The following is a 26,995-nucleotide window of genomic DNA, read 5'->3' as shown; positions in this document are numbered from 1 at the left end:
CGCCAGCGCTCATTTACCGTAACCCAGATCCTGTCATGACTACAATTTCCCCCGTTTTAGCCGCAAACAACCTGGTTGTCGAATACCGACAGCACCGCGCGGTCGATAACTTAAACCTACAAATTCCCAAGGGCTGTGTGTATGCACTGCTAGGCGGCAATGGCGCCGGCAAGTCTACGACCATCAGCACTTTTTTGACTTTCAATCGCCCCAACAGCGGCCAGGTGCTGATAGAAGGCGAATCGCCACACGCCAATCCCGATCTGGTGCGGGCAAAACTGGCCTATCTGCCGGAAAACGTCGCGCTATATGACGTGATGAGCGGCCTAGAGAATTTGACCTATTTTTGCACCTTGGCCCATATTCGTTTGAGCAGCGAGCAAGCCCACAGCTTATTGCTGGACAGCGGTTTGCAAGCCGATGCCCATCAGAAACGGGTGGCGGCCTATTCAAAAGGTATGCGGCAAAAAGTCGGTTTGGCTATCGCCTCCGCCAAGCAAGCCAAAGCCATGTTGCTGGACGAACCGACCTCGGGCCTGGACCCGAGCGCCGCCAACGATTTTGCCCAACGCATCCGCGCTGCCGCCGATCGCGGCATGGCAGTGCTGATGGCGACGCACGATTTGTTCAACGCCAAACAAGTCGCCGACCGCATCGGCATCATGAAAAGCGGCCGGCTGGTGGAAGAATTCGACGCCCACACCGTGCAACACGACGAACTGGAGCAAAAATATCTGGCTCATGCCCGGGGGTTGGCATGATCAAGACCATCATCCGCAAAGAATTTCTCGCCACACTGCGCGACGGCCGCTTGCTGACTTTGGGCGTAGCGCTATTGCTATTGTTTGTTGGCTTTTTCCTGGCATCAGCCTACGAATTGCAGCAATTGCGCGCGGAAAAACACAGCGTCGGCAGCACCGCCAAAGAACAGTGGAATACTCAGAGTGTGAAAAACCCGCACTCTGCCGCGCATTACGGCATCTACGTGTTTAAGCAAGACACGCCGGTGGCGGCCCTGGATCCGGGTTTGCGACCTTATATCGGCCAGTCTTTATGGTTGGAGCCGCATAAGCGCAATCTGACCCGGTTCAGCCCGGCAGCGGACCAAGTGTTAGCCGGCCGCTTCGGTCAAGCCACAACCAGCTTTGTGTTGACCGCGCTATTGCCGCTATTGATTGTGGCATTGACTTTTAACTCGATCAGCCAGGAACGCGAATCCGGCACGTTGCGAATGTTGCATAGCTTGGGCGTACATGCCGGGCAGTTGTTGTTCGGCAAATTGCTGGGCTTGCTGAGCGCGTTTGCCCTGGTCTTGGCACCGGCGCTGTTGGTAGCCGCCGTGATACTACTGGGCCACTTCGCATTTACGCTGGACGACGTGCTGCGCCTGCTGGTTTTGATGCTGCTGTTGAATCTGTACTACGGCGTCTTCGCCGCAGTCGCCATCGCCGCTTCCGCATCTTTCAACACCAGCCGCACCACCTTGTTTTGCCTGCTGGGCTTTTGGCTGGCCAGCGTATTTATCGCCCCGCGCCTGGGGGCGGTAAGCGCGGAATTGCTAGCGCCCAATCCCAGCGCCAGCGAATTTTGGAGGGAAATTAAGGACGATATCGATCATGGTTTGGAACACGACGGCGATCATGAGCAGCGTGCCAAGGCCTTCGAGGCGCAAGTGTTGGCTCAGTACGGCGTGTCTCGCAAAGAAGATTTGCCGGTCGGTTTCGTATCCTTAAGTCGTCAGCATAACGACGCCTATTCCGTTAAGGTTCACACCCTGCATTTCGACGCCTTACGCGACAATTTTATTAAACAACAACACTTGAGCCATCTGGCTTCCTGGCTGGGCCCCAGCCTGGCGCTACGGTCTTTATCCATGACCTTGGCCGGTACGGATTTAACCCATCAACGGCATTTCGAGGACGCCGCCGAGCAATATCGTCACTATTTTATCAATCTGACCGAAGACTGGGACCGCGAACGCAGCCGTGGCACGGAGCGCAAGGCCACCGGTGCCGAGACCGATTGGCGTAGCGTCGCGGATTTTAGTTATCAAGCACCGGACATCGGTTTCGCCTTACAGGCCGCACAGTTGGATCTATGGGTGTTATTGCTGTGGCTGGGCTTATCGGTGGGCTTATTAGGCCTTTCCGCACGGAGGCTGGTGCCATGATGCCATTAATCGCCATCGAATGGCTGCGTTTTAAACGCAACACCTTAAACCTGTGGGTGACAGGGTTATTTCTGCTCGTGATGCTGGGTAGCGCAGTCTGGTCGGGTTTGGCTGCGCGCGAATTCCGTCAACACGGCACGGCAGCGCCGCAGACCGTCAACGCTATGTCTAATCAAGCGGAGATGCATGACGCCCCGAAAGCGGCGGATCACACGCCCAAAGCCAATGCCTTCTCCGCCAGCGCCGCCGCGCCGCCTTTGCGGCTGCCGGCCCTGAGCGGTTTGGCCTTGAGCGTACGGCAACTGGACTTTTTAAGTACCGGCATCAAAATCTCCACCCGCAGCCGCCACACCGACGGTCGTAACAGCGATCAGTTGTTCAACCCAATGCTGCATGAGTTGGGTATGCTGGATTTTGCCACCGTGTTCGCGCTACTGACGCCGTTAATGGTGATTGCCTTGAGCTACGGCTTGGTGCAGGAGGACCGAGAGAGTGGAGTCTGGCGACTGGTCTGCACACAAATGTCGGCACCCTGGCGCTTGGTGTGTGCAGCGCTGAGCGTGCGGTACAGCGTGGTAGTACTGGTAGTTTTCAGCAGTTCGCTGTTGGCGCTATGGCTCGATCCCGAATTTAGCGCGGATACACTGGCTTATTGGCTGGTGTTCACAGGCATATACACACTGGTGTGGTTTGGCATCGCCGGCCTGTTTCTGCTGCTGCCCTTCTCCTCAGGGGCGGCGGCCATCGGCATGCTTGGCGTCTGGTTGATACTGACCTTTGCCGGCCCGGCCTTGCTGACCTGGGCAGCCGACCAACATGCGCAGATGCCTTCCCGGCTGGCGAGCATCATCGCCATCCGCCAGTTCCAGGAGCAAAACAATCAACAACGCCAAGCGCTGCTGGCGCAGTGGTATAGCAATCATCCCGACCTGACGATGCCGCAAACAGGCAAAGAGTTACCGCGCGAAATCGCCGGTTTGCCTGCCGGCTTGGTTCTGGATCAACAGATCAGACCGGTGATGTACCGCTTCGACAGCGCCCGCCAAGCGCAATTCGAGTTTTTGGAAGCGTGGTCTTGGCTGTCGCCGGCGCTGGCAGCTGTGCAAATGGCGGATAGGCTGGCCGGCATCGATGCGCCGCGCTATGCTGAGTATATTCAGGCGGTCAATCACTTTGAAGATCAATGGCGCGACTATTTCGTACCGAAGATCATGACCGATAGCGCTTGGAGCGATGAGCACAGTCACGATCAACCACGCTTTGCATTTGCGCATCCGGCAAATCCGGCGGCTTGTCAAAGCTTGATTGCCGGACAAGCGGCGTTGGCGTTTGTGTTGTTGGCGGTACTCTTCGGCTCACGCCGGCGCTTTGCCAAAGCCTGACAACGCTATTTGCTCAAGAGACGTCCTGGACGACTCTAGTCGTCCGGGTCGGCTGCGCAACTTTAAGCCACTATATTTCTGACGCATTGCCTGGCAAACACATTGATGGGTACGCTGCTGCTTAAATAGCGATTGAACAATTCGTTAATAGTAAGCGGATTGAGGTACACATAAATACCGCAACCGGTAATGGCGATAAACTGCCGACTTAACGTTTCGATAAACACGATACGCAGCGTGCTGATTTCGTTGACTTCATTGCTTGTTTTCATGACGCTCTCCCGAATCTGCCGATTTGACTAATAAATCTTGAGCATAATTGACGCCAACTAACAAAAGCCTTTAAAAATCATACCCGTAAGATTTTTCCAAGCTTAGGCAACTTCTAAAAATTGACGCTGAGTTTAATTTATCGCAAACAGCACTTGCCGTCGGTAGCCTATGCCACGAGGAACCAGTGAATTATTTCACCCGTACACACAACGCATCTTGAGGCTGCCAAACTCATTCCCTCGCCAAATTTAGGACTTCTGCGCAGCCGGTATTGCCGGGGGGCGCTTTATAGTACAATTTCCGTCACTTTTAAGCCGACGCGGCGCAGCAATAATCACTAAACAAAACAGGTTCAGATAATGGCAACGATGGATGATAGAGACGGGTTGATTTGGCTAGACGGAAAATGGGTTGATTGGCGCGATGCAAAAGTCCACGTATTAACTCATACCCTGCATTACGGCTGCGGCGTCTTTGAGGGCTTACGCGCGTATAAAACTGATGCCGGCACCGCGATTTTCAAGCTGGCCGAGCACACTGATCGCTTGTTTCGTTCCGCGCATATCATGAACATGAAAATGCCGTTCTCTAAAGAAGAGATTAACCAGGCGCATCGCGACGCGGTTGCCAAAAACAATCTGGACAGCGCCTACATCCGCAGCATGGTGTTTTTCGGCTCCGAAGGCATGGGCCTGCGCGCCGACAATCTGAAAGTACACGTGATGGTCGCCGCGTGGACCTGGGGCGCGTATCTGGGCGCGGAAAACATGGAAAAAGGCATCCGCATCCGTACCTCGTCCTATACCCGTAACCACGTCAACAGCACGATGTGCAAAGCCAAAGCAAACGGCAATTACATCAATTCGATCCTGGCCTTGCAGGAAGCCTTGTCCACCGGCTATGACGAAGCTTTGTTGCTGGACCACGAAGGTTTTTGCGCGGAAGGCAGCGGCGAGAACTTGTTCATCGTCCGTAACGGCAAAATCTACACCCCGGAAACGACATCGGCTTTGGAAGGTATCACCCGCGATACCTTGATCACCATCGCTCGCGAACAAGGCTACGAAGTGATCGAAAAACGCATCACCCGTGACGAAGTCTATGTCGCCGACGAAGCCTTCTTCACCGGTTCCGCCGCCGAAGTAACGCCAATTCGCCAATACGACAACCGCGACATCGGCGCCGGCAGCCGCGGCCCGATCACCGAAAAGCTGCAAGCCTTGTATTTCGACTACGTCCAAGGCCGTCGTGCCGACCATAAGGAATGGCTGACGCTCGTTTCTTAAGTGGCGGAGCAAGCTTATAAAATCCTGGTCGTCGGCCCGTCCTGGGTCGGCGACATGGTGATGGCGCAAAGCCTGTTCATCACCCTTAAGCAACAACATCCCGCTTGTCTCATTGATGTGCTGGCCCCGGCTTGGTCCTTGCCTCTATTGGAGCGCATGCCGGAAGTGCATAAAGGTCTGACGATGCCGCTGGGCCACGGGCAATTTGATTTGCGCGGGCGTATCCGCATAGGCCGGGAATTGCAAAGTCAGCGTTACGATCAGGCGATTGTACTGCCCAACTCCTGGAAGTCAGCGCTGATTCCGTTTTTTGCGCACATTGCTAAACGGACCGGTTATATCGGCGAACTACGCCGCGGCCTGTTGAACGATGTTCGCACGCTAGATAAATCAGCGCTGACCATGACCGTGCAGCGCTTCGTCGCACTGGGCTTGCCGAACGAAGCGCCTCAGCCGCCAACTTACGAATTTCCGAGGTTGACTATCACGACCGAGCAACAATTAAACGTCTGCAAAAAATTCGAGATTACCGGTGCGGATTTAATCGAAATCCCCCACCCCAGCGCCCAGCTTGAGGGTTCGGAGGAATTACGCCCTATCGTCAGCAAAATCCTAGCGCTATGTCCAGGAGCGGAGTTTGGCCCCGCAAAGCGCTGGCCAGCCGAACATTACGCCGCCGTCGCCCGGCAAAAGGAAGAACAAGGCTGGCAAGTCTGGTTGTTCGGATCGGAAAAAGACAAAGCAGTCGCCGAGCAAATCAATGACTTATCGGGCGGCGTTTGCCGCAACTTCGCCGGCATTACCTCGCTGGCCGATGCGGTGGACTTGCTGTCCTTGGCTGACGCCGTCGTCAGTAACGATTCGGGTCTGATGCACGTCGCGGCCGCACTGGATAAAAAACTGATCGCGGTTTATGGCTCTTCCGACCCCGGCTTTACCCCGCCGCTGCATCCCAAGGCGGAGATTCTGGATTTACACCTAGAGTGTTCGCCGTGCTTTAAGCGTGAGTGTCCGTTAGGCCATACTCGCTGCTTGACGGAAATCCGGCCGGAACAGGTACTGGCGGCATTGGACGCCTAAGCGATGAAAATTGCCATCGTCAAGCTGTCAGCCTTGGGCGACATCGTGCATGCGATGGCAGCCTTGCAATTCATCAAAGCCGCATTGCCGCTGGCACAAATCGACTGGATCGTCGAGGAACGCTTCGCCGGCGTGCTGGCCGACAATCCACATCTGGATAATATTTTAGGTGTAAATTTAAAAGCCTTGAAAACCGACAAATGGCGCGTCTTTGCCGAGCTAAGCAAAATACGCGCTTATGCCGAGCAGGGCTACGACTTAGTTCTGGATGCGCAAGGTTTGATTAAGTCCGCAGTGGTCGCGCGTTTGCTGTCGGCCAATTGCGTGGGTTTCGATCAGGATTCGATCCGGGAAAAATGGGCGGCTTTTTTTTACAGCCGGCATGTCGCGTACCCTTACGACGCCAATACCATTGATCGAAATGTCGCCGTACTGACCCAGCCGCTGGGTCTGAATGTGACAACTGAGCAAATCCAGGCAAAGCAACCGTTTTTGTTTTTTCAGCCGCCGCAAACCGCGTTGGATAAGTATTTTCCAGCCGGTCAGCCCAACATCATTCTGGTCATTGGCTCTACTTGGCCCAGCCGTAACTACCCTTTAGAAAAATTTCTACAGGTCATCTTCGGCCTGGAAGCTAATTTTCTGATCAGTTGGGGCAACGAGAAGGAACACTGGATGGCGCAGTGGCTGGCCGAACGCAGCCTGGCACGGGTATTACCGCAATTGAGCCTCAATGATTTGAAAGCGGCGCTGGCCAAAGCCGACTTAGTGATCGGTAACGATACCGGGCCCACCCACATGGCTTGGGGTTTGAATCGGCCGTCGATTACCTTGTTCGGACCAACGCCGGTCAGCCGGATTTACCAAACCGACATCAATAAAGCGTTGAAGTCGCCTTCACAGGTCAATCCATTCAAACTCGATAAAAACGATTTCTCCATTGCCGAAATCGATCCTCGCGCCGTCATTGCCCTGAGTAATGAACTATTCGGCAAGACCCAACAACTCGCCTGAGTGATTGGCTGCCTAAGTTTTTTCCAGTTCGACAAACATTTTCAGTAGCTCGATAATCGGTTCATCACTAGCCAACACTCTGACTATGTTGATCTGGTTTTGCTGCTCATCGGCCAGATCAAGCAGGCGTTCTTGGAACAGCAATTGTTTCTGCGGATTGGTGATCACCTTTAATAATGGACGCTGGGGAAATTGTGAATTTTCCTTGACCACTATAGCTAGTTCATCAGTCTGCAATTCGACGATGCAATTAACAGGGTAAGCAGAATCATTTTCCTTGGCGCGGCTGCGCATCTCCGTAGCCGCAGAACCGCCGGAATCGATTATGTCGGTTTCAGCGGGCTTTTCCACATCGATACCTTTGCCGGTATCGATAGAAACGGTTTGGCAATACTCTTTTAAAGTATTAATTTGTTTATCAGATGAAATCAGAAATTTGGTTCGAAAGAAAGGTGTATCTATCCATTTCCGATCAGTGCCGCAAACAAACATGCCTTTTCTGAGCTGGTTAATATTAATTTTTTTAACCATGTTGAAAAAATAATATCCAAGGCATGTTATTTACAGAACTAAAACCTTAGCCAACTACCGCATATTCTTTCGTAAATTTGCCGTCTTGATAATATTTGGCTAAATCGACACCGCAATCCTGCGGCCTTATCACCTGTTTGACTCCATAGCGCTTACCGCTTGCATCGGCAATATTCAAGGATAGATCGAGTATCTTCTCTTCAATAGGATTTTTATTACCATCTTGAATCAGTAATATTTTTGGCTTTAGCCTATCGGCTTTATTTTGCTCGACGATTAAGCCAATTTCGCCGCTGCTTAATTCGACTAAATTACCTTGCGGATAAAAGCCAATACAGTTAATAAACTGCGTAACATAATTAGCTTCAAATTGCTGCCCCATCCCTTTTACCAAAATCCCCAACGCCATAAGATGCGGCTTACCGCGCTGATACACCCGGTCGCTGGTGATGGCATCGTAGGTATCGACCACCGCTACCAGCTTGGTAAATATCGATAAGGTCGTTTTGTTCAAACCTCTCGGATAACCGGTGCCGGCCAAATGTTCATGATGATCGTAGGCAACGTCGACCGCACCGGGATAGACATTACGGGCCGACATTAACACATTGCGTCCGTATAGCGTGTGTTTACGCATTATATCCATCTCATAGTCTTCTAAAGAGCCTGGTTTATTGAGTATCTCTAAAGGTATTTTCATTTTGCCGACATCGTGCATCAAGCCGCAAAAACCTAATTTATTCAGTTCTTCCACTGATAAATTTAACTCACGCCCTAGCAGAATCGACAATATGCACACATTCATACTATGTTGCGCGGTATATTGATCCTGATCTTTAATCTGTGTCAGTAATAGCATGGTATCGGGGTTTTCCAATACTTTATCGACACACTCGGAAACAGCTTGTTTAACCGCACTGACACTAAATTGATTACCGAAACGAATATCGTCCATCACCGTTTTAATTAAATTACCGGTGCGTTGAAAGGTATTGGCGGTTTGGTTAAAAGATCGCGCAAAACTCAGATGTTTACGCGCTTCAGTGTTTCTGGTTGGAATCGCGCCGGAGAAGGATTTTTGGTATTTGACATCGATATAGACATAATCACAAATCGCCTGAATGGCCTGAATATCCGCATGGCTTTCAATAACAATTCTATCCAATAAAAAAGGTGAATCTGCCGTCGGCGCTTCCAAACGGCTTACGCACATACCAACTCTCAGTTCATATACATGAATTCTGAGTATTCCATCCTCTTTATCTGCCATACGAATCCAATCGGGGGATTTGTGGAAATCCAAAAATTTGAAAAACAGCCGCAAAAACGGCATCAAGGAAAATTGTGTCCGCCTAACCTCAGACGCCAGTTAGCCAGCATACCTAGTTCAGTCGTTCTTGTCCGAACCAAAAGCCCGCAAACCGGCGGCGGATCACAAATCCAATTGGCTTTTTAGTATAGGCGAAGCATATTTTATCGTGGCTTAATATCTCGGATTTGAAAGCTGCTCCCACACCGCCCCGCTAATCGTTTTTCGGCTCACAACTTAACTGGGACTGATGACAACCCGTTAAAGCCGTTAGCAAATTTAGAATTGCTAGATTTTTGGATTGGTTTAAACTGGCGGCTCGGCGATATTGACTGTTCCGTTATCAAAGTTGGCCTACCAGCGTGGATCTTGGGTCTACGGCCCTGAAAATGGCTTTACAGGCGTAAAGCACAATCAAGATTGCCCTATTGCTTCAGAGGTCAGCAGTCAATATCGACAACACTAAACACGATATTCATTTAAGTGCCGTTATCGAAACTGACTTTCACCGACATGGATAGCTTAGTAGGATTTTCTAAAATTCCGTCAGGTGGGCCAGAATAAAAACTATAACCTTCGGACTTAGCGCCAGGGAGAAAATCGTGATGCTTCCATATCGCCATGATTTCCACATCGTCGGAGACGATTTTTACCGTTCCAATCCAACGCCTTGGCCACGCCGCTTAAGGCGTAGAACCTTATTCTTGCTGGTACTTCTGCCTTTACTGCTGATTACCGAAATCTATGTATTTCTACAGCCGGCCATTTTTGAAAGCCGAGCCTTAGTATTGACGACCGCGGCAACCGACATTGATCAAACTCATGCAGAGGCGGACCTGGAGCATGTCAACATTCAAAAGCAGGTCTTGCTGGGACAACCGGTATTGGAAAAAACCGCCGACACGCTGAAGCAGCAGAATGATATTGAGCATCCCAGTGTCAACCAGCTAAAAGAGCTGTTCCAAGTAAAACCGGTAGCGGAAACCAATCTGGTGCAATTGGCAGCGGAAGGCTCGCATCCGCAATTTCTACAAATGGCCTTAAATACTTGGATCAAAACCTACCAACAAATTCGCGCGGAGTACATCGCCGAAATCACCGATAAAGCGAGTACCTCGATCAAATCGGAATTGACTCGCCTCGAACAACAAGTGCGCGACAAACGCCAGGACATTGAATCGTTTAGATTGCAGCATGACATTCTCTCCCTGGAGAGCACCGATAACGAGGCCCACGCCCGCTTGCAAGGTTTAAATAATTCCTTGAATGCCGCGTTGGAAGAAGAAGCGAAAGCCAAGGCCAAACTGGACGCCATTCGTGCAGCCATCGCAGAAGGCAAAGCTGTGGTACCGGAAGCCGATTCGCAAAGTCTGGCAGTGTTAACCCAGCAAGCCGAACGCCTGCGCGAACGCCTGGAAGCGCAAAGAAGCCAATACACCGACGAATACATCGAATTCCACCCCAGCTTGCGCAATTTAAAAGCCCAATTGGCCGAGCTGGATGAAAAAATCGCCAGCAAGGAACAAGCAGGCTCGAGCTATGCCACGCAAGAAGCCGAAAACGCCTACGGCGCAGCACATCGCACCGTTCTGACCATTCAAAAACAAATGGCCGAGCATAAACAAAAAGCCACGGAATACACCAATCAATTCGCCAAACACCAAGCCATGCTGGAAGAATTGGTTAAATTGGAGGAATTATTACAGCAAACCAAACAACGCTTGGTGGAAATCGACGTCAAACAACGCCAAAGCAATCCGCAATTGGACGTCGTGGATTGGGCATCACTACCCGATAAGCCGGTGAAACCCGATTACGGACAGGACGCCGGCATCGCCGGCGCTGCCAGCCTGGCAATCGCGTTACTGGTGGTCTGGCTTAACGATTATCTGAATAAGGAGCCGACGCTGACCACGATAAATTCGGTCACCGAATTTCAAATCTACCAGCAAAGCGAGCCCAAGTTGGAGAACCAAGCCGGTCACCGCACTGTCGAGACAGAACGGCGTCATAGGCTGCGCCGCGCGGACGATCCCAAGCAATTACCGAACGAAACCACCGATTCATAGCTGCAATGCGGCAACAATGCTAAAATTCGCCGCTCGATCAACTTCATTCAAACAGGAAACCCATGAGCCAAATTACCGTCGAACATAACCCTAGCGAAGAACGTTTACAGGAGCTGGGCGTATCAAGCTGGCCGATCTGGGAAAAAGAAATTTCCACATTCACCATCGATTTCGACGAAACCGAGACCGCTTATGTACTGGAAGGCGAAATCATCGTCACCCCAGTCGGCGGCGAGCCGGTGCGGATTTTACCGGGCGACCTGGTCATGTTCCACGAGGGCCTGGATAGTCATTGGGAAGTGGTTAAGCCTTTGCGCAAGCATTACCACTACGATTGATCGTCGCCACATCGGTCGACAATCCGAAAAAGGCATCTTCAGGATGCCTTTTTTAGTTGTGCCGGTAGACTTGGCTAACTGGCACGATGCCAGACTCCACTTACTGATATTCGCATGGCTATGAACAAGGATCAGGATTTTTCCGCATTACCGCGGAGGTCGCGCTGGCGCTGGGCGTTAGTATTCGCATTGCTTGCTGCGGTAGGCGGCTATTATTTGCATCGCGCCGGCCAGCAAAATCAGGAAAACAAGGATGCACGCAGTAACCCCTATGAAAACACCCCGGTCAGCGTGGCCATAGCACTGACCCGACAAGGCGACCTGCCGATTTACCTGAACGGCTTGGGCACGGTTACCCCGCTGCACACCGTCACGGTGCGCTCACGCGTCGATGGCGAACTGATCCGGGTGGCATTTACCGAGGGCCAAGCAGTTAAACAGGGCGAACTGCTCGCCGAAATCGACCCCCGCCCCTATCAAGTAGCGGTGCAACAAGCCGAAGGCCAGTTGCTGCGCGACGAAGCACTGCTGAAAAACGCCGAAATCGACCAGGACCGCTACCAAACCTTGCTGGAGCAAGACTCCATCGCCGCCCAACAAACCGCCACCCAGGCTGCGCTGGTCAAACAATATCGCGGCACCGTCGAAATCGACCGCGCCCAACTCGACAACGCCAAACTGCAACTCAGTTACGCCCGCATCACCGCGCCGGTCAGCGGCCGCATCGGACTGCGCCTGGTCGATCAGGGCAACATGGTCCGCGCCAGCGACGTGAATGGTCTGGCGGTGATTACCCAAGTCCAGCCTATCTCGGTGGTATTCACCCTACCGGAAGACGACATACCGGCGGTGATGCGGCGCTGGCGCTCCGGCGACGTGATAGTCATAGACGCTTACGACCGGGCTGGCCAGCAAAAATTGGCCAGCGGCAAACTAATGGCGGTGGACAATCAGATCGACGCCAGCACCGGCACCTTGAAATTAAAAGCCCAGTTCGATAACGAAGATCGCACCTTATTCGCTAACCAGTTCGTCAACATCAAAATGCGCCTGGACACCTTGCGCGCCGCCACCTTGGCGCCTAGCGCAGCGATCCAGCACGGCGCCAACGGTGCGTTTGTGTATCTGGTGAAGGAAGACAACAGCATCACGGTACGGCGGGTAAAAACCGGACCGGCGGACGGCGAAACCGTCGCTATCCTGGAAGGTCTGGCACCGAACGACAAGCTAGTGATCGACGGCGCCGACAAGCTGCGCGAAGGCAGCCAAGTTAAGGTCATCGATAAAACCAAGCCGGCCGCTCCCAGCCCCGGCAAACCCGCCAACTGAACATGGCCGCCGCGCAAAACCCGCTTACCGGCTTCAACCCTTCACGACACTTTATTCTGCGCCCGGTCGCCACCTCCTTGCTGATGGTGGCGCTGCTGCTGGCCGGGATTTTGACTTACCGTTTATTACCGATTTCCGCATTGCCGCAAGTCGATTACCCGACTATCCAGGTTACTACGCTCTACCCCGGCGCCAGCCCGGAAGTGATGACTTCGGCAATCACCGCCCCGCTGGAACGCCAGTTCGGGCAAATGCCCGGACTGCGGCAGATGTCCTCGACCAGCTCCGGCGGCGCCTCGGTGGTGACGTTGCAATTTGACCTGGAATTGGATCTGGACATCGCCGAGCAAACCGTACAAGCCGCGATCAATGCCGCCAACAATTTCCTGCCCAATGACCTGCCGCTACCGCCGATCTACAACAAGGTCAACCCGGCGGACGCGCCGATTTTGACGCTGGCGGTCACCTCGTCCAGCCTGGCCTTGCCCAAAGTCCAGGATTTGGTCGATACCCGCCTGGCGCAGAAAATCGCCCAGCTGCCCGGCGTCGGTTTGGTCAGCATCAGCGGCGGCCAGCGGCCGGCGGTCAGGATCCAAGCCAACCACCAAGCTCTCGCCGCCTATGGCCTGAGCCTAGAAGACCTGCGCAGCGCAATCGCCGCCGCCAACGTTAACCAACCCAAGGGCATGTTCGACGGTCCACAGCGTTCAGCCATCATCGACAACAACGATCAACTGCGTTCGGCGGCCGAATACCGCGACTTGGTGGTGGCTTACCGCAACGGCGCGCCGGTTCGTCTAAGCGAAGTCGCCGATACCATCGACGCCGCCGAAAACGTCAAGCTGGCAGCCTGGGCCAACGACAGCGCCGCCGTCATCGTCAATATCCAACGCCAACCCGGCGCCAATGTCATCGAGGTGGTGGATCGCATCAACAAGCTGTTGCCGCAATTGCGCGCGACATTGCCAAGTGCGGTCGAAGTGCTGCCCTTAACCGACCGCACCGTGACCATCCGCGCCTCGGTGCACGATGTGCAGTTCGAGTTGTTGCTGGCCGTGGCGCTGGTGGTGATGGTGATTTTTCTATTCCTGCGCAACCTGCCGGCTACCCTGATCCCAGCAGTCGCAGTGCCGCTATCGCTGGTCGGCACCTTTGCCGTGATGCATTTGGCCGGCTTCAGCATCAATAATCTGACCTTGATGGCGCTCACTATCGCCAGCGGCTTTGTGGTGGACGACGCCATCGTCGTAATCGAAAACATCTCCCGCTACCTGGAGCGCGGCGAATCGGCCTTGCAGGCGGCTTTGAAAGGCTCGGAGCAAATCGGCTTTACCATCATCTCGTTAACCGTTTCGCTGGTGGCGGTGCTGATTCCACTGCTGTTCATGGGTGACGTGGTCGGCCGCTTGTTCCGTGAGTTTGCCATCACTTTGGCCGTGGCGATTCTGATCTCGGCGGTAGTTTCGCTGACCCTGACGCCGATGATGTGCGCGAAGATGTTGCGGCCGCTTCAGGCCGACCATGAAAAACGAGACGACTTCATCGCCAAAGTCATCGCCGGCTATGGCCGCAGCCTGGAATGGGTACTAAAGCGGCAAGGCCTGACGCTGCTGATCGCCATTGCCACATTGGCACTGACCGTGTTGTTATACATCGCCATGCCTAAAGGCCTGTTCCCCATCCAGGACACCGGCCTGATTCAAGGCATCTCCGAGGCACCGCCCAGCATTTCCTTCGCGGCGATGGCCGAACGCCAGCAAGCCATGGCCAAACAGATATTAGCCGACCCGGCAGTCGCCAGCCTATCGTCTTTCATAGGTGTGGATGGCAGCAACTCGACATTGAACAGCGGCCGCTTCCTGATCAACCTCAAGCCCCAAGCCCAACGCGACAGCGCCACGGCGGTGATCGAACGTTTAAGGCCACGTCTGGCCGAAGTGCCGGGTATCTCGGTTTATCTGCAACCGGTGCAAGACATGACCTTGGAAAATAAAGTCAGCCGCACCCAATTTCAATTTACCTTGCAGACCGTCGATCTGGCAGAACTGAACCGCTGGACCCAGCGTCTGGTCGAGCGCATGCGCCAAGTTCCCGGCATTGTCGATGCCGCCAGCGACGTGCAGGATCAAGGCCTGCAAGCGTATATCGAAATCGACCGCGCCAGCGCCAGCCGCTTGGGCGTCAGCACCGCCGACATCGACAACGCCTTATACAACGCCTTTGGCCAACGCCTGGTCTCGACCATCTTCACCCAGTCCAACCAATACCGGGTGGTACTGGAAGTGGACCCAAAGCAGCAGAGCGGTCCGGAAGCCTTAGCGCAATTGCGCATTCCCTCCAGCAACGGCACCCAGGTACCGCTATCGGCCTTGGCGACCGTATCCGAGCGGCAAACCGCACTGGCCATCAATCACCTGGATCAGTTTCCGGCCGCGACCATTTCCTTCAATCTGGCGCCTGGCGCCGCCTTGGGCGATGCAATCAATGCCATCGAAGCCGCCAAACGGGACATTGGTTTACCGCTGGCTGTACAAAGCGATTATCAGGGCGCAGCCTTGGCATTTAATGCCTCGCTGAGCGGCACGCTGTGGTTGATCCTGGCCGCCATCGTCACCGTGTATATCGTGTTGGGTGTGCTGTACGAGAGTTATATTCATCCCATCACCATTCTGTCCACGTTACCTTCGGCCGGGGTCGGCGCGCTACTGGCCTTGCAACTGTCCGGTAACGATCTGGGCATCATCGCGGTGATCGGCATCGTGTTGCTGATCGGCATCGTCAAGAAGAACGCGATCATGATGATAGACTTTGCCTTGGACGCCGAGCGCAAGCAAGGTTTGCCGCCGCGCGAAGCCATTTTCCAGGCCTGCCTGCTGCGTTTCCGGCCAATATTGATGACTACGCTAGCGGCCTTACTAGGCGCCCTGCCCTTGATGCTGGGCAGCGGCGTTGGCTCCGAATTGCGTCATCCCTTGGGCATCAGCATGGTCGGCGGGCTGTTGGTCAGCCAATTGCTGACACTGTACACCACGCCGGTGATCTACTTGAGCCTGGACCGGCTGGCCCGCCGACTGCGCGGCGTATCGGAATCGACCTTAATCGATCAATGAACATCTCGGCGCTGTTCATCTATCGGCCGGTCGCCACCACGCTGCTGACGCTCGGTGTGGCACTAGCCGGCATCATCGCCTTCCTGCAACTGCCGGTCGCACCCTTGCCGCAAGTGGATTTTCCGACCATTTCGGTGTCCGCCAACCTGCCGGGAGCCAGTCCGGAAACCATGGCCGCCACCGTCGCCACCCCGCTGGAACGGGCGTTGGGCCGCATCGCCGGCATCAGCGAAATGACCTCAGCCAGTTCCCTGGGTTCGACCCGGATCACCTTGCAGTTCGATTTAAATCGCGACATCGACGGCGCCGCCCGCGATGTGCAAGCCGCCATCAACGCCGCCAGCAGCTTGCTGCCCAGTAATCTGCCCAATCGGCCCAACTACCGCAAAGTCAATCCGGCCGATTCACCGATTCTGATTCTGGCGCTCACCTCCACCAGCCTCAGCCGCGGCCAAATGTACGACGCCGCGTCAACGATATTAGCGCAGAAAATCAGCCAGTTGCCGGGCATCGGCCAGGTCAATGTCGGCGGCAGTTCCTTACCGGCGGTACGGGTGGAACTCAATCCCGGCGCATTGGCGCAATACGGCATAGGCCTGGATCAGGTCGCCAAGACCATCAACGCCAGCAACGCCAACCGGCCCAAAGGCGCGCTGGAACGGGGCGAGCGACATTGGCAAATCCACGCCAACGATCAGGCCGAACATGCCGCCGACTACCTGCCGCTAATCGTCGCTTACCGCAATGGCGCGCCGGTGCGCATCGCCGATCTGGGTACGGCAGTGGATTCGGTGGAAGACCTGCGCAGCACCGGCCTGAAAAACGGCCAACCGGCGGTATTGCTGATCATCAATAAACAGCCCGGCGCCAATATTATCGACACCGTCGAACACGTCAAAGTCATGCTGCCGCAGTTGCGCGCGCTGTTGCCGGCAGCGATGGAATTGTCGATTGTCTCGGATCGTTCGCAAACCATCCGCGCCTCGGTCGATGAAGTCGAGCGCAGCCTGTTGATCGCGGTGGTGCTGGTGATCCTGGTAGTCTTGCTGTTTCTGCGCCGGCTGCGCTCGACTTTGATCCCGATTATCGCCGTGCCGGTATCGCTGATCGGCGCCTGCGCGGTGATGTATTTGTGCGATTACAGCTTGGATAATTTGTCGTTAATGGCTTTAACCATCGCCACCGGCTTTGTTGTGGATGACGCCATCGTGGTCTTGGAAAACAGCAGCCGGCATATCGAAGACGGCGTGCCGCCGTTCCAAGCCGCATTGCGCGGTGCTACCGAAGTAGGGTTTACGGTACTGGCAATGAGCTTGTCGCTGATCGCGGTATTCACGCCGATTTTGTTAATGGGCGGCATCGTCGGCCGGCTGTTTCGGGAATTTGCCGTGACACTGTCGGCAGCGGTACTGGTATCGCTGGTGGTGTCCTTGACCGTGACGCCGATGCTCTGTGCGCGCTGGCTGGAACCAGAGGCACAACACCAGCCCAATCGGTTGTCGCTTTGGATAGAATCGCAGTTTCAACGCCTTCATAACGGCTACCGGCGCAGTTTAGGTTGGGCCCTGCACCATCCCAAGCTGATGTTGTTGGTCTTGTTGGCGTGCATCGGTTTGAATGTTTATCTTTATATTATCGTCCCGAAAGGCTTTTTCCCGGTGCAGGACAACGGCCGGCTCAGCGGCACCATCCAGGCCGACCAGAGCATTTCTTTCCAGGCCATGCAGACCAAGTTACATGATTTTGTCGATATTTTACGGCAAGACTCGGCCGTCACTGCGGTGGTCGGCTTTGCCGGCGGCATGCAAAACACCAATTCCGGTTTGATGTTTGCGGTACTCAAGCCACCCGAGCAGCGCGACGCGCCGATAGCCGAAATCACCCAACGGCTGCGGGAAAAACTGGCCGACGAACCCGGCGCCAGCCTGTATTTACAACCGGTGCAGGACTTACGCATTGGCGGCCGGGGCTCGGCGGCGCTCTACGAGTTTGCCTTGCAATCCGAAGATTTGAGCCTGCTGCGCGAATGGACGCCCAAAATTGTCGCGGCGCTGCGCAAGCGGCCGGAACTGACCGACGTCAACACCAATCAGCAAGACAAGGGCCGACAAATATCACTGGTAGTCGATAGAGACAAAGCCTCCAGCTTGGGCGTCAGTCAGGCGGCCATCGATACGGCACTGAACAACGCTTTCGGTCAACGCCAAGTCTCGGTGATTTACAAGCCGCTGAACCAATACCGAGTGGTAATGGAACTGGCGCCGGAATACTGGCAAGACCCTCGCACCCTGCAACAACTTTACATCAGCTCCAACAACGGCAAACAGATTCCGCTGGCAACACTGGCCAGCTTCCAGACCAGCAACGCGCCGCTGACCGTCAATCATCAAGGCCAATTTGCCGCCGCCACCGTGTCGTTTAACTTAATGCCCGGCACTTCGCTGTCCACCGCCACGCAACTGATCGAGCAAACCCTGCGCGACCTCGGCACGCCGGCTGCGGTGCGCGGCAGCTTCCAGGGTTCGGCCAAGGCTTTTCAGGAATCGTTACGTAACCAACCCTGGCTGATTGCCGCAGCGCTGTTGAGCATTTACATCGTGCTGGGCATACTCTACGAGAGCTATATTCAGCCGCTGACCATATTGTCCACCCTACCCTCGGCCGGGGTAGGCGCTTTGTTGGCTTTGCTGGCCTGCGACACCGAGTTCAGCATCATCGCGTTGATTGGGGTGATTTTGTTGATCGGCATCGTCAAGAAGAATGCGATCATGATGATCGATTTTGCGCTGGACGCCGAGCGCCACAGAGGTCTAAGCGCCGAGGAAGCGATTTTCCAAGCCTGTTTGTTGCGCTTTAGGCCGATCATGATGACCACGCTGGCGGCGATGCTGGGCGCGCTGCCTTTGGCCTTGGGTTCGGGTTACGGCGCGGAATTACGCCAGCCTTTGGGGATTTCCATCGTCGGCGGTTTGATTTTCAGCCAATTGCTGACGCTGTATACCACGCCGGTGGTGTATCTGTATCTGGATGGATTGAGCGCCTGGGGCCGCCGCTTGTTTCTGCCAAACCAAGATAGCCGGCAGTCTGAATAACTTGGCTAGCAACTCAAGAATTAGCCGGCTGTGCCGTGCCACGCTTGAGCGCGTCGGCCTGCAACAAGCTTAAAAATTCGTCGTTAGGTACGGGCCGGCTGAATAAATAGCCCTGAAATAAGCCGCAGTGATGTTGTTTCAATAACTCAAGTTGCGCTGCGGTTTCGACGCCCTCGGCGATAGTCTCCATACCCAAGCCGTCGGCAAGCGCCAGAATAGCGCGAACAATAGCCGTGCTACTGTCATCGTTTTCCAGCTGCCTGACAAACGATTGATCGATCTTCAGCACATCTAGCGGCAATTCTTTTAGATAAGACAGCGAGGAGAAACCGGTACCGAAATCGTCCATGGACAGGGTCAGACCCAGCGCTTTCAAATGATGCATGCGTTCGATACAGGCTTTGATATCGCCGATAGCCACCGATTCGGTGAGTTCCAGTTCGATGAACTCCGGATCCACACCGGTTCTGTTCAAAACGGCCGCGATTTTCTCGACTAATTCCGGGTGCTTAAAATCGACAGCGGACAGATTCACGGAAATCCGCAACGGCCCGAGGCCTTGGGCGTGGCAAGCGTTCACCCACAAACAGGTTTGCTCCAACACCCAGTCGCTAATCTCCACGATCAAACTGGTCTGCTCGGCCAACGGAATGAACTTGGCCGGCGAAATCATGCCCAGTTCGGTGTGCCGCCAGCGGATCAACGCTTCGGCGCCGACGATACGACCATCCCAATCCACCTTGGGTTGGTAAAACACCAATAATTCATTTCTGCCGATTGCGCCGCGCAACTCTTGTTCCAGCTTGATATTTTCCAGAGCCGCCGCATTCAGTTCCGGCGAATAAAACCGGAAATTGGCGCGCCCCTCGCTCTTGGCGTGGTACATGGCAGCATCGGCATTCTTCAGTAAATCCGGCACGTTGTCGGCATCATCGGGAAACAAGGCAATACCGATACTCGTGGTCACGGTCATGGGCAGACCTGCCACCGTGACGGGTTGCTTCAGCGCGCTAAGGATTTTCTCGGCAACAGTACTGATGAACGCAGCCGGGTTATGCTGAGTATGCAATTCGCCAATCACGATCACGAATTCGTCGCCGCCCAATCTGACCACCAGATCGGTGGCTCTGACGCAATTGAGGAAAATGCCCGCCACCTGGCGCAGCAATTCGTCGCCAGCGGAGTGCCCCAAAGAATCGTTGACGTTTTTGAAGCGGTCCAAGTCCATAAAAAACACCGCCAGTTGTGCGTCATCGCGTCTGGCCCGCGCGATTTCTTGCCCCAACCTGTCATGCAGCACCAAGCGATTGGGCAGCCCGGTCAAGGAATCGTAATGGGCATGCTGGTACAGCTTCTCTTCCCAGGCGGCATTGGACAGCGCGACAGCGATGCGGTCGCCAAAGCTGATGGCCGCGTTACGCGATTCCGGTGGAATCCGTTTCGGCGCCTGATAACCCAAGCAAATAATCGACGCCAGTGCGCCATTGACATGAACGGGAACGACCAAATAGCGCCATGCGCCGGACACGCCGAGGAGCTGCAAATACTCGGACATCTGCTCGCTATCATTAGCAATCTCCAGAGCCCCGTTTTGCATGGCGCGCAAATCCGCCACATCCTGTTGGTTCAAAATCACCGGCTCGGCTAATATTTCGCTATTTTGTCCACGGCGTTGCACCCGAATATCGTTGGCGATACCGATATCGGGATTGACGGCGGCGATGGAAATCAAATCGCAAAACAATATGCTGGGCAAGCGATTCAGCGCAGTGTCGATAATATCTTCGGCATTTAATGCAGAGAGAATATGACGGTCGATTTCGGCCATGGTGGCGAGAATATCGAACTGGCTGCGCAAGCGGCGCGTCATTTCGTTAAACGAATCCGCCAACTCTTCAAATTCATCGTTGCTATCGATAGTGACACGGCATTCCAAATCGCCCTCGGCAACCCTATGGGTGCCTAGTTTCAGGCGTTCGAGGGGGGTCAGATATTTAACAATTAAGCGGCTGCTCAAATACACGACAATCAGCACCGCGAGCAGGATGACCGGCGGGTAAATCATACTAAACTGCCTGATTGCCGCGAACGCCAGCGATTCCGGCTGACTTTGCACGATGATCAGGTCCGGACCGAAAAACAAAGTTGCAACCGGCAGCTTCCAATACGCCCCAAGATAAGCTTCGCCGGCCTTTTGCCACGAGAAGCGGCCGCTATTAGCTTGTGCCACTTGCGCCCTAAGTTCGGGGGATGGATCGAAATTTTGCTCCAGCGCGAACAGCATCCGCACCGAATCTGCGGCCATCACCCACAACAGATTGTTGGGATCGATAGTTTCGGAATTCCATAACAAGTCGGGTTTCAATTCGGCCATCAGGATGCCGGCTTTCGGTGAGTTTTCGACCAGATTGATGGCCATCCACAAACGATTATCCTCAAGCCGCTGACCACTCACCGGTTTAATCAGCGTTTTCCCGACCAGAATCTGCGCAAGCTCTTCTGCCGTCAGGGTCGGTATCGCCGCATTGTCTCGGGACAATGCGGATGGTTGACCATCGGCACGGAGCACTGCCAACCCGGTGAACTGGCCTTGCAGCCATTGTTCGCCGGCCAACGCCACAGGTTTATCGTCCTTGTTGGATTTATGAATTTTCAAGGCCGCCAGGCGCAAAGAGTTTTCGGCAAACAGCAAACGGCTGACCAATCCGTAGGCGTAATCCTTACACCCTCTCTGCAATGCCTTGGCAGTCTGCTCTTGCAACTGCTGCTTCACTTGTTGAAAGGAAAGGACACCCAAAATAGCGATGGGGATCAGCGCGGCCAGTACGAAAGAAAATAGAATGCGGCGGGCAACCTTACTACCGCTAAAAGACAGCTTGCGATCCATTACTAGTGGCTTCTCTCAGAAATCCGCCGCCAAGCCGACGAACCCCCCATCTCGGGCCAGGATAATATCGTCCAGACTGTCCTTCTGGCTAATCTGTTTTTTAGTGACGCCATTTTTACCCAGGCTGTACAAATCGTATTTGGTATTGATTGGGTTAAGCGCGTGGTCTTTGCGCACATCGCCGTGGGTACCCGGACCACCCTCAATGATATTGAGAAAAACATAATCTCTACCCCAAGGGTCCTTACCGTTGTTGGGAAGAACGGAGGTAATGTCGCTAAGCGCATTCGGATAGTGAAATTCGCGGGTGTAGTAGCGTTCGATTTCAGTTTGTATGGCTAACAGATAGCTAATAGCAAGGTCGTTCTTACTTTTATCTATGTAACCGTTGTAGGCAGGTATGGCAATGGCTGTCAATACCGCCATGATGGCAACCGCCAACAGCATTTCCATCAGCGTAAATCCGTTGCCCATCAGGTTTTTTCTGTACATTGAATTCCAAGACGCCAGAAGAAGATTTGTAGCCATGGCTTGGCAAGCCGCGACAATCCAGACGATTTAGCCCATAAACAAACTGTGCCGAACCCATCATTAGATGCCTCATTCTAGCAGAATCGCTCTAAACGTCCGGTTCGCTAAGGTGCCCTAGCGTTTGTCGTTAGCAAATCCCTTTTGCAATACGCCCTGTTGATAATATTTTTTGATGTCGATGTTGTAATCCTGAGCTTTGACTATCCCTTTGATAGTTAGCACCTTGCCGTGTTCGTCCAGCAGCATATCCGCAAGATTGACGATTCTTTCCGGAATCCGCTGTTTCTGCGCATCAAGCAACATGATGACTTTGGGCCGTAGCTTCTGCAATTCGTTGACTTCCACCACAATCGCGATGTACCCGTTGGTCATCATGACGATACTGCCGGGCGGATAAACCCCCAGACATTCTATAAATTTGATCACCAAACGCTCGTCCAGCTGAGAGCCGGCCATATTGGCCAGGATATTGGTCGCTTCCAGATGAGTCCGGCCTTTCTGATACACCCGGTCGCTGGTGATGGCATCGTACATGTCAACGATGGTCACCATTCTGGTAAATAGCGAAATACCTCTTTCGCCGATTTGTCGGGGATAGCCTTTGCCGTCCAGCGTTTCGTGGTGAGAATACGCCGTGTCTATCGCCCCTGGATACATCTGATCGCTGGATTTGAGCAGTTCGTAGCCCAAGGCGGCATGCGAGCGCATAATTGCCAACTCGTCTGGTTCCAACTTGCCGGGCTTATTCAGAATATCCAAAGGCACCAGCATTTTACCCATGTCGTGCATCATCCCGCACAAGCCGACATTGTTAAGGTTGGCTACGGAAAAATTCAGGTACCGGCCCAATACAATCGCCAACGCGCAAACATTCAAACTATGTTGTGCGGTGTATTTGTCTTTGTTCTTCAGCTGATTCAGCCACAAAAAAGCATCCGGCGAATGCAAAATACTGTTAACGCATTGCGCCACCGCTTCTTTGGCAGCCTTAGTGTCTATGCCTTCGCCATTGGCGATGCGCTCCATAAAGTTGGATACCAACTGCCCCACTTCTTTATGAACGTGTTCGGCGCGCGCGAATTCTTTCTCAAAAACGCTTAATTTTGGCGGTGGCGGCGCGCCAAAATCGATATTGCTTTCGCTTAGCAAACTGTCCTGCGTGGTTTTAGCCTGGACCGGGCGCTTTCTTTTCCGGGTGGCGTCGATGTAGACGTACTGGCAGACATCTTTTACCGCGCGGATATCCGCTTCGGTTTCAAGTTCAAATCCTTGAAATAAGAACGGGCTCTCCAGCCAAGGCCGATCCAATTCGATGACATACATGCCGACGGTCAACTGGCTAACCGGCGTGTAGATGCGCTGATTGACATCGAAGGAATCATCCTTCTTGGTCTGATTTTTCAGCTTGCGGCGGAAAGGCCACCAATTCTTAAAAAACATACAAAGACAATATCATTATTAAATATTAGAAATACCGCATGGGTAACCGTTCCCAGGTAAAAAATGTGGCTGCAAACCGCCACTTACAAGTCCTATGACAAAACCGGGTACACGCCTGCTTATGCCCGGCGCCCGAGATTGCCATCAATTATAGAGTGTGTAGCCGATTATTCTCCGACGTCGCCCGTGCAACGCAACAGACTCCCGTTATCGGCCCATAAATACCGTTCGCCTTAATGTGCTTGAGGGTACTGAATCTATCGAAGGGCTAACCAACTCGCTTCTACGAGCTCAGCGCACGAGTGACAACCATTGAGAGATCGGAGCCATAATCCGAGGCGGATATGCACCTAACCCCCGCCTCAATACAAAAACCCCGCGATTTATGTTGGTTAGATAACAGGCCTTACAAAGAATGTTGCTAATCCGACTATCGAAAAAGCCGGAAATATTATTTTTTATCTATATTTTTCAATGACTTAAAATACATCAAAACTTTGGCACGGCCATTGCTCTTATCAGGTTGTTATTAACAACACCTACTCAAGAGGAGAAGATCATGGCGAAATTACGTCAATGTGCTATTTACGGTAAAGGTGGTATTGGTAAATCTACCACCACGCAAAACCTGGTTGCTGGCTTGGCAGAGCTTGGCAAAAAAGTAATGATCGTCGGTTGCGACCCTAAAGCCGATTCTACTCGTTTGATCCTGCATGCGAAAGCGCAAAACTCTATCATGCAAATGGCAGCCGACGCCGGCAGCGTAGAAGATTTGGAACTGGAAGACGTATTGAAAGTGGGTTACCGCGACATCAAATGCGTTGAATCAGGCGGTCCAGAGCCAGGTGTAGGTTGCGCAGGCCGTGGTGTTATCACCGCGATCAACTTCTTGGAAGAAGAAGGCGCTTATACCGACGACCTAGACTTCGTATTCTACGATGTATTGGGTGACGTTGTATGCGGCGGTTTCGCGATGCCAATTCGTGAAAACAAAGCGCAAGAAATTTACATCGTGTGCTCAGGCGAGATGATGGCTATGTATGCTGCCAACAACATCGCTAAAGGTATCGTGAAATACGCTAACTCAGGCGGCGTACGTTTAGCCGGCTTGATCTGCAACTCACGTCAAACCGCTCGTGAAGACGAACTGATCATGGAATTGGCCAGAAAAATGGGCACTCACATGATCCACTTCGTACCACGTGACAACGTTGTACAACGCGCTGAAATTCGTCGTATGACAGTTATCGAGTACGAACCAGAAGCTAAACAAGCGCAAGAGTACCGCGACCTGGCGAACAAAATCATCGTCAACACAAACCTGGTTATTCCAACTCCAATCACTATGGACGAACTGGAAGACCTGTTGATGGAATTTGGCGTCATGGAAGAAGTGGATGAAAGCGTTGTTGGTGTAACCGCAGCAGCAGAAGCCACAGCTTAATCACTATGTAGGTTGGGTTGGCTATCAGCCGACCCAACTTGCTTTCGCATTGTTCCTAACAGGTCTGTGGGGGATTACCCACGACTACCAGGAGGATTTCATCATGGCAGCCATGACAAGAGAAGAGACCGAAGCGCTTATTCAAGAAGTGCTGGAAGTCTATCCCGAAAAAGCCAAAGCAGATCGCGCCAAACATTTGGCCATCAACGATCAAAGCTTGGAAAAATCAAACAAATGTATCACTTCCAACCGTAAATCCCTACCAGGCGTCATGACCATTCGTGGTTGCGCATACGCAGGTTCCAAAGGGGTGGTTTGGGGTCCTATTAAGGACATGATCCATATTTCACACGGCCCGGTTGGCTGTGGTCAATATTCCCGTGCCGGTCGCCGTAACTATTATGTAGGTACTACAGGCGTCAACACCTTCGGTACCATGAACTTTACCTCGGATTTTACCGAGAAAGACATCGTATTCGGCGGTGACAAAAAACTGGCCAAATGTATCGACGAAATCGAAACTTTGTTCCCGCTCAACAAAGGTATCTCCATTCAATCTGAGTGCCCAATCGGTTTGATCGGCGACGACATCGAAGCGGTTTCTAAAGTTAAAAACAAAGAGTACAACAAAACCATCGTGCCAGTGCGCTGCGAAGGCTTCCGTGGTGTGTCTCAATCCTTGGGTCACCATATCGCTAACGACGCGATCCGCGACTGGGTTTTGGAAAATCGCGACGGCGACGAAAGCTTCCCAACCACTCCATACGACGTAGCCGTGATCGGCGACTACAACATCGGCGGCGATGCTTGGGCATCACGTACTTTGCTGGAAGAAATGGGTCTGCGCGTGGTGGCTCAATGGTCCGGCGACGGTACCATTGCCGAGATCGAAAAAACTCCAAAAGTGAAACTGAACCTGATTCACTGCTACCGTTCGATGAACTACATCGCGCGCCATATGGAAGAAAAGTACAACATCCCTTGGATCGAGTACAACTTCTTTGGCCCGACTAAAATCGCCGAGTCTTTGCGCAGAATCGCTGCTCACTTCGATGACACTATCAAAGAAGGTGCTGAGCGCGTGATCGAACGCTACAAAGCCGAATACGATGCAGTTATCGCTAAATACAAACCTCGTCTGGAAGGCAAACGCGTGATGTTATACATCGGCGGCTTGCGTCCTCGCCACGTGATCGGTGCCTACGAAGATTTGGGCATGGAAGTGGTCGGTACCGGTTACGAGTTCGGTCACAATGACGACTACGACCGTACCATTAAAGAAATGGGCAATGCGACATTGCTGTATGACGACGTCACCGGCTACGAATTCGAAGAGTTCGTGAAAAGAGTCCAACCTGACTTGGTCGGCTCCGGCATCAAGGAAAAATACATTTTCCAAAAAATGGGTGTGCCTTTCCGCCAAATGCACTCCTGGGATTACTCAGGCCCTTATCACGGCTACGACGGTTTTGCCATCTTCGCCCGCGATATGGACATGACCATCAACAACCCTTGCTGGAAAAGCTTCAAAGCGCCTTGGAAAACCGAGGCCACCGAAAGCGAACCCGTTAAAGCGGTTGCGTAATCCGTAAGGTGGGCAGTGCCCGCCTTAATTCCCGGCAAGGTGGGCTTGTGTCCACCTTACCAGGTGCCAAAATGTCGGTCGGGATTTCATTCCCGGCAAAATCCAATCAACGCCGGACCACAGAT

Annotated in this window: 19 protein-coding genes; 13 read left to right on the top strand and 6 right to left on the bottom strand. The window is 53.4% G+C overall.

The features are described from left to right. Positions 1-35 precede the first annotated feature (35 nt). Genes METH11B_RS0119005 through METH11B_RS0118995 form a run of 3 tightly spaced genes read left to right on the top strand, consistent with a single transcriptional unit; the run spans position 36 to position 3,552 of the window. Positions 36-761: an ABC transporter ATP-binding protein gene (locus METH11B_RS0119005; RefSeq protein ID WP_026603371.1), complete on the top strand. Its 726-nt coding sequence runs from the start codon at positions 36-38 to the stop codon at positions 759-761. Continuing rightward, positions 758-2,170, top strand: coding sequence for a DUF3526 domain-containing protein (locus METH11B_RS0119000; RefSeq protein ID WP_026603370.1), 1,413 nt, complete (start codon positions 758-760; stop codon positions 2,168-2,170). Before METH11B_RS0119005 ends, METH11B_RS0119000 begins: the two co-directional genes overlap by 4 nt. Continuing rightward, positions 2,167-3,552 (top strand): DUF3526 domain-containing protein, encoded by a 1,386-nt coding sequence (locus METH11B_RS0118995; protein ID WP_026603369.1) that lies wholly within the window; start codon positions 2,167-2,169, stop codon positions 3,550-3,552. The genes METH11B_RS0119000 and METH11B_RS0118995 overlap by 4 nt, the downstream gene beginning before the upstream one ends. A gap of 62 nt (positions 3,553-3,614) precedes the next feature. Here the strand turns inward: METH11B_RS0118995 and METH11B_RS0118990 are convergent, their stop codons facing one another. Then, positions 3,615-3,824: a hypothetical protein gene (locus METH11B_RS0118990; RefSeq protein ID WP_020483272.1), complete on the bottom strand. Its 210-nt coding sequence runs from the start codon at positions 3,822-3,824 to the stop codon at positions 3,615-3,617. 360 nt (positions 3,825-4,184) lie between these two features. On the opposite strand from METH11B_RS0118990, the gene METH11B_RS0118985 reads away from it, so the two are divergent. The 3 genes from METH11B_RS0118985 to waaC are packed head-to-tail and all read left to right on the top strand — an operon-like array spanning position 4,185 to position 7,205. Further along, positions 4,185-5,111, top strand: a complete 927-nt coding sequence (locus METH11B_RS0118985; RefSeq protein ID WP_026603368.1) for a branched-chain amino acid transaminase — start codon at positions 4,185-4,187, stop codon at positions 5,109-5,111. A gap of 54 nt (positions 5,112-5,165) precedes the next feature. Continuing rightward, a complete protein-coding gene (waaF, locus tag METH11B_RS0118980) occupies positions 5,166-6,191 on the top strand; it encodes a lipopolysaccharide heptosyltransferase II (protein ID WP_036277826.1) in 1,026 nt (341 codons plus the stop codon). Positions 6,192-6,194: 3 nt separating this feature from the next. After that, positions 6,195-7,205, top strand: a complete 1,011-nt coding sequence (waaC, locus tag METH11B_RS0118975; protein ID WP_026603366.1) for a lipopolysaccharide heptosyltransferase I — start codon at positions 6,195-6,197, stop codon at positions 7,203-7,205. 12 nt (positions 7,206-7,217) lie between these two features. On the opposite strand, the gene METH11B_RS0118970 is transcribed toward waaC, so the two are convergent. Together METH11B_RS0118970 and METH11B_RS0118965 are read right to left on the bottom strand one after the other, a co-directional pair. Continuing rightward, positions 7,218-7,736 (bottom strand): DUF3391 domain-containing protein, encoded by a 519-nt coding sequence (locus METH11B_RS0118970; RefSeq protein WP_026603365.1) that lies wholly within the window; start codon positions 7,734-7,736, stop codon positions 7,218-7,220. A 46-nt stretch (positions 7,737-7,782) separates the two neighbouring features. Next, positions 7,783-9,006, bottom strand: coding sequence for an HD-GYP domain-containing protein (locus tag METH11B_RS0118965; RefSeq protein WP_036277823.1), 1,224 nt, complete (start codon positions 9,004-9,006; stop codon positions 7,783-7,785). 641 nt (positions 9,007-9,647) lie between these two features. On the opposite strand from METH11B_RS0118965, the gene METH11B_RS26995 reads away from it, so the two are divergent. The 5 genes from METH11B_RS26995 to METH11B_RS0118940 all read left to right on the top strand — a co-directional run bounded on the left by METH11B_RS26995 (position 9,648) and on the right by METH11B_RS0118940 (position 18,983). After that, the gene (locus METH11B_RS26995) at positions 9,648-11,114 is read left to right on the top strand and encodes a GumC family protein (RefSeq protein WP_155931142.1); all 1,467 of its coding nucleotides are present in this window, start codon (positions 9,648-9,650) and stop codon (positions 11,112-11,114) included. 62 nt (positions 11,115-11,176) lie between these two features. Then, positions 11,177-11,452: a cupin domain-containing protein gene (locus METH11B_RS0118955; protein WP_020483279.1), complete on the top strand. Its 276-nt coding sequence runs from the start codon at positions 11,177-11,179 to the stop codon at positions 11,450-11,452. A gap of 114 nt (positions 11,453-11,566) precedes the next feature. Next, the gene (locus tag METH11B_RS0118950) at positions 11,567-12,781 is read left to right on the top strand and encodes an MdtA/MuxA family multidrug efflux RND transporter periplasmic adaptor subunit (RefSeq protein WP_442919025.1); all 1,215 of its coding nucleotides are present in this window, start codon (positions 11,567-11,569) and stop codon (positions 12,779-12,781) included. Between the two features lie 2 nt (positions 12,782-12,783). Beyond that, entirely contained in the window at positions 12,784-15,891 is a 3,108-nt protein-coding gene (locus METH11B_RS0118945) for an MdtB/MuxB family multidrug efflux RND transporter permease subunit (RefSeq protein ID WP_026603361.1), read from the top strand. Further along, positions 15,888-18,983 (top strand): multidrug efflux RND transporter permease subunit, encoded by a 3,096-nt coding sequence (locus METH11B_RS0118940; protein WP_026603360.1) that lies wholly within the window; start codon positions 15,888-15,890, stop codon positions 18,981-18,983. The genes METH11B_RS0118945 and METH11B_RS0118940 overlap by 4 nt, the downstream gene beginning before the upstream one ends. 13 nt (positions 18,984-18,996) lie before the next feature. On the opposite strand, the gene METH11B_RS27960 is transcribed toward METH11B_RS0118940, so the two are convergent. The 3 genes from METH11B_RS27960 to METH11B_RS0118925 all read right to left on the bottom strand — a co-directional run bounded on the left by METH11B_RS27960 (position 18,997) and on the right by METH11B_RS0118925 (position 23,841). Next, on the bottom strand, positions 18,997-21,870 hold the full coding sequence (locus tag METH11B_RS27960; protein ID WP_026603359.1) for an EAL domain-containing protein: 2,874 nt from the start codon (positions 21,868-21,870) through the stop codon (positions 18,997-18,999). A 15-nt stretch (positions 21,871-21,885) separates the two neighbouring features. Further along, complete coding sequence (locus METH11B_RS0118930; protein WP_026603358.1) at positions 21,886-22,362, bottom strand: type IV pilin protein; 477 nt, start codon at positions 22,360-22,362, stop codon at positions 21,886-21,888. A gap of 153 nt (positions 22,363-22,515) precedes the next feature. Next, positions 22,516-23,841, bottom strand: a complete 1,326-nt coding sequence (locus tag METH11B_RS0118925) for an HD-GYP domain-containing protein (RefSeq protein WP_026603357.1) — start codon at positions 23,839-23,841, stop codon at positions 22,516-22,518. Between the two features lie 559 nt (positions 23,842-24,400). Between METH11B_RS0118925 and nifH the strand changes: the two genes are divergently transcribed. Both nifH and nifD read left to right on the top strand, forming a co-directional pair. Continuing rightward, on the top strand, positions 24,401-25,285 hold the full coding sequence (gene nifH, locus METH11B_RS0118920; protein ID WP_026146987.1) for a nitrogenase iron protein: 885 nt from the start codon (positions 24,401-24,403) through the stop codon (positions 25,283-25,285). A gap of 103 nt (positions 25,286-25,388) precedes the next feature. After that, on the top strand, positions 25,389-26,870 hold the full coding sequence (gene nifD, locus METH11B_RS0118915) for a nitrogenase molybdenum-iron protein alpha chain (protein WP_020483286.1): 1,482 nt from the start codon (positions 25,389-25,391) through the stop codon (positions 26,868-26,870). Positions 26,871-26,995: the final 125 nt, after the last annotated feature.

Source organism: Methylomonas sp. 11b, assembly GCF_000515215.1.
Taxonomy (GTDB): domain Bacteria; phylum Pseudomonadota; class Gammaproteobacteria; order Methylococcales; family Methylomonadaceae; genus Methylomonas.
This window is presented reverse-complemented; position numbering and strand designations above follow the sequence as displayed.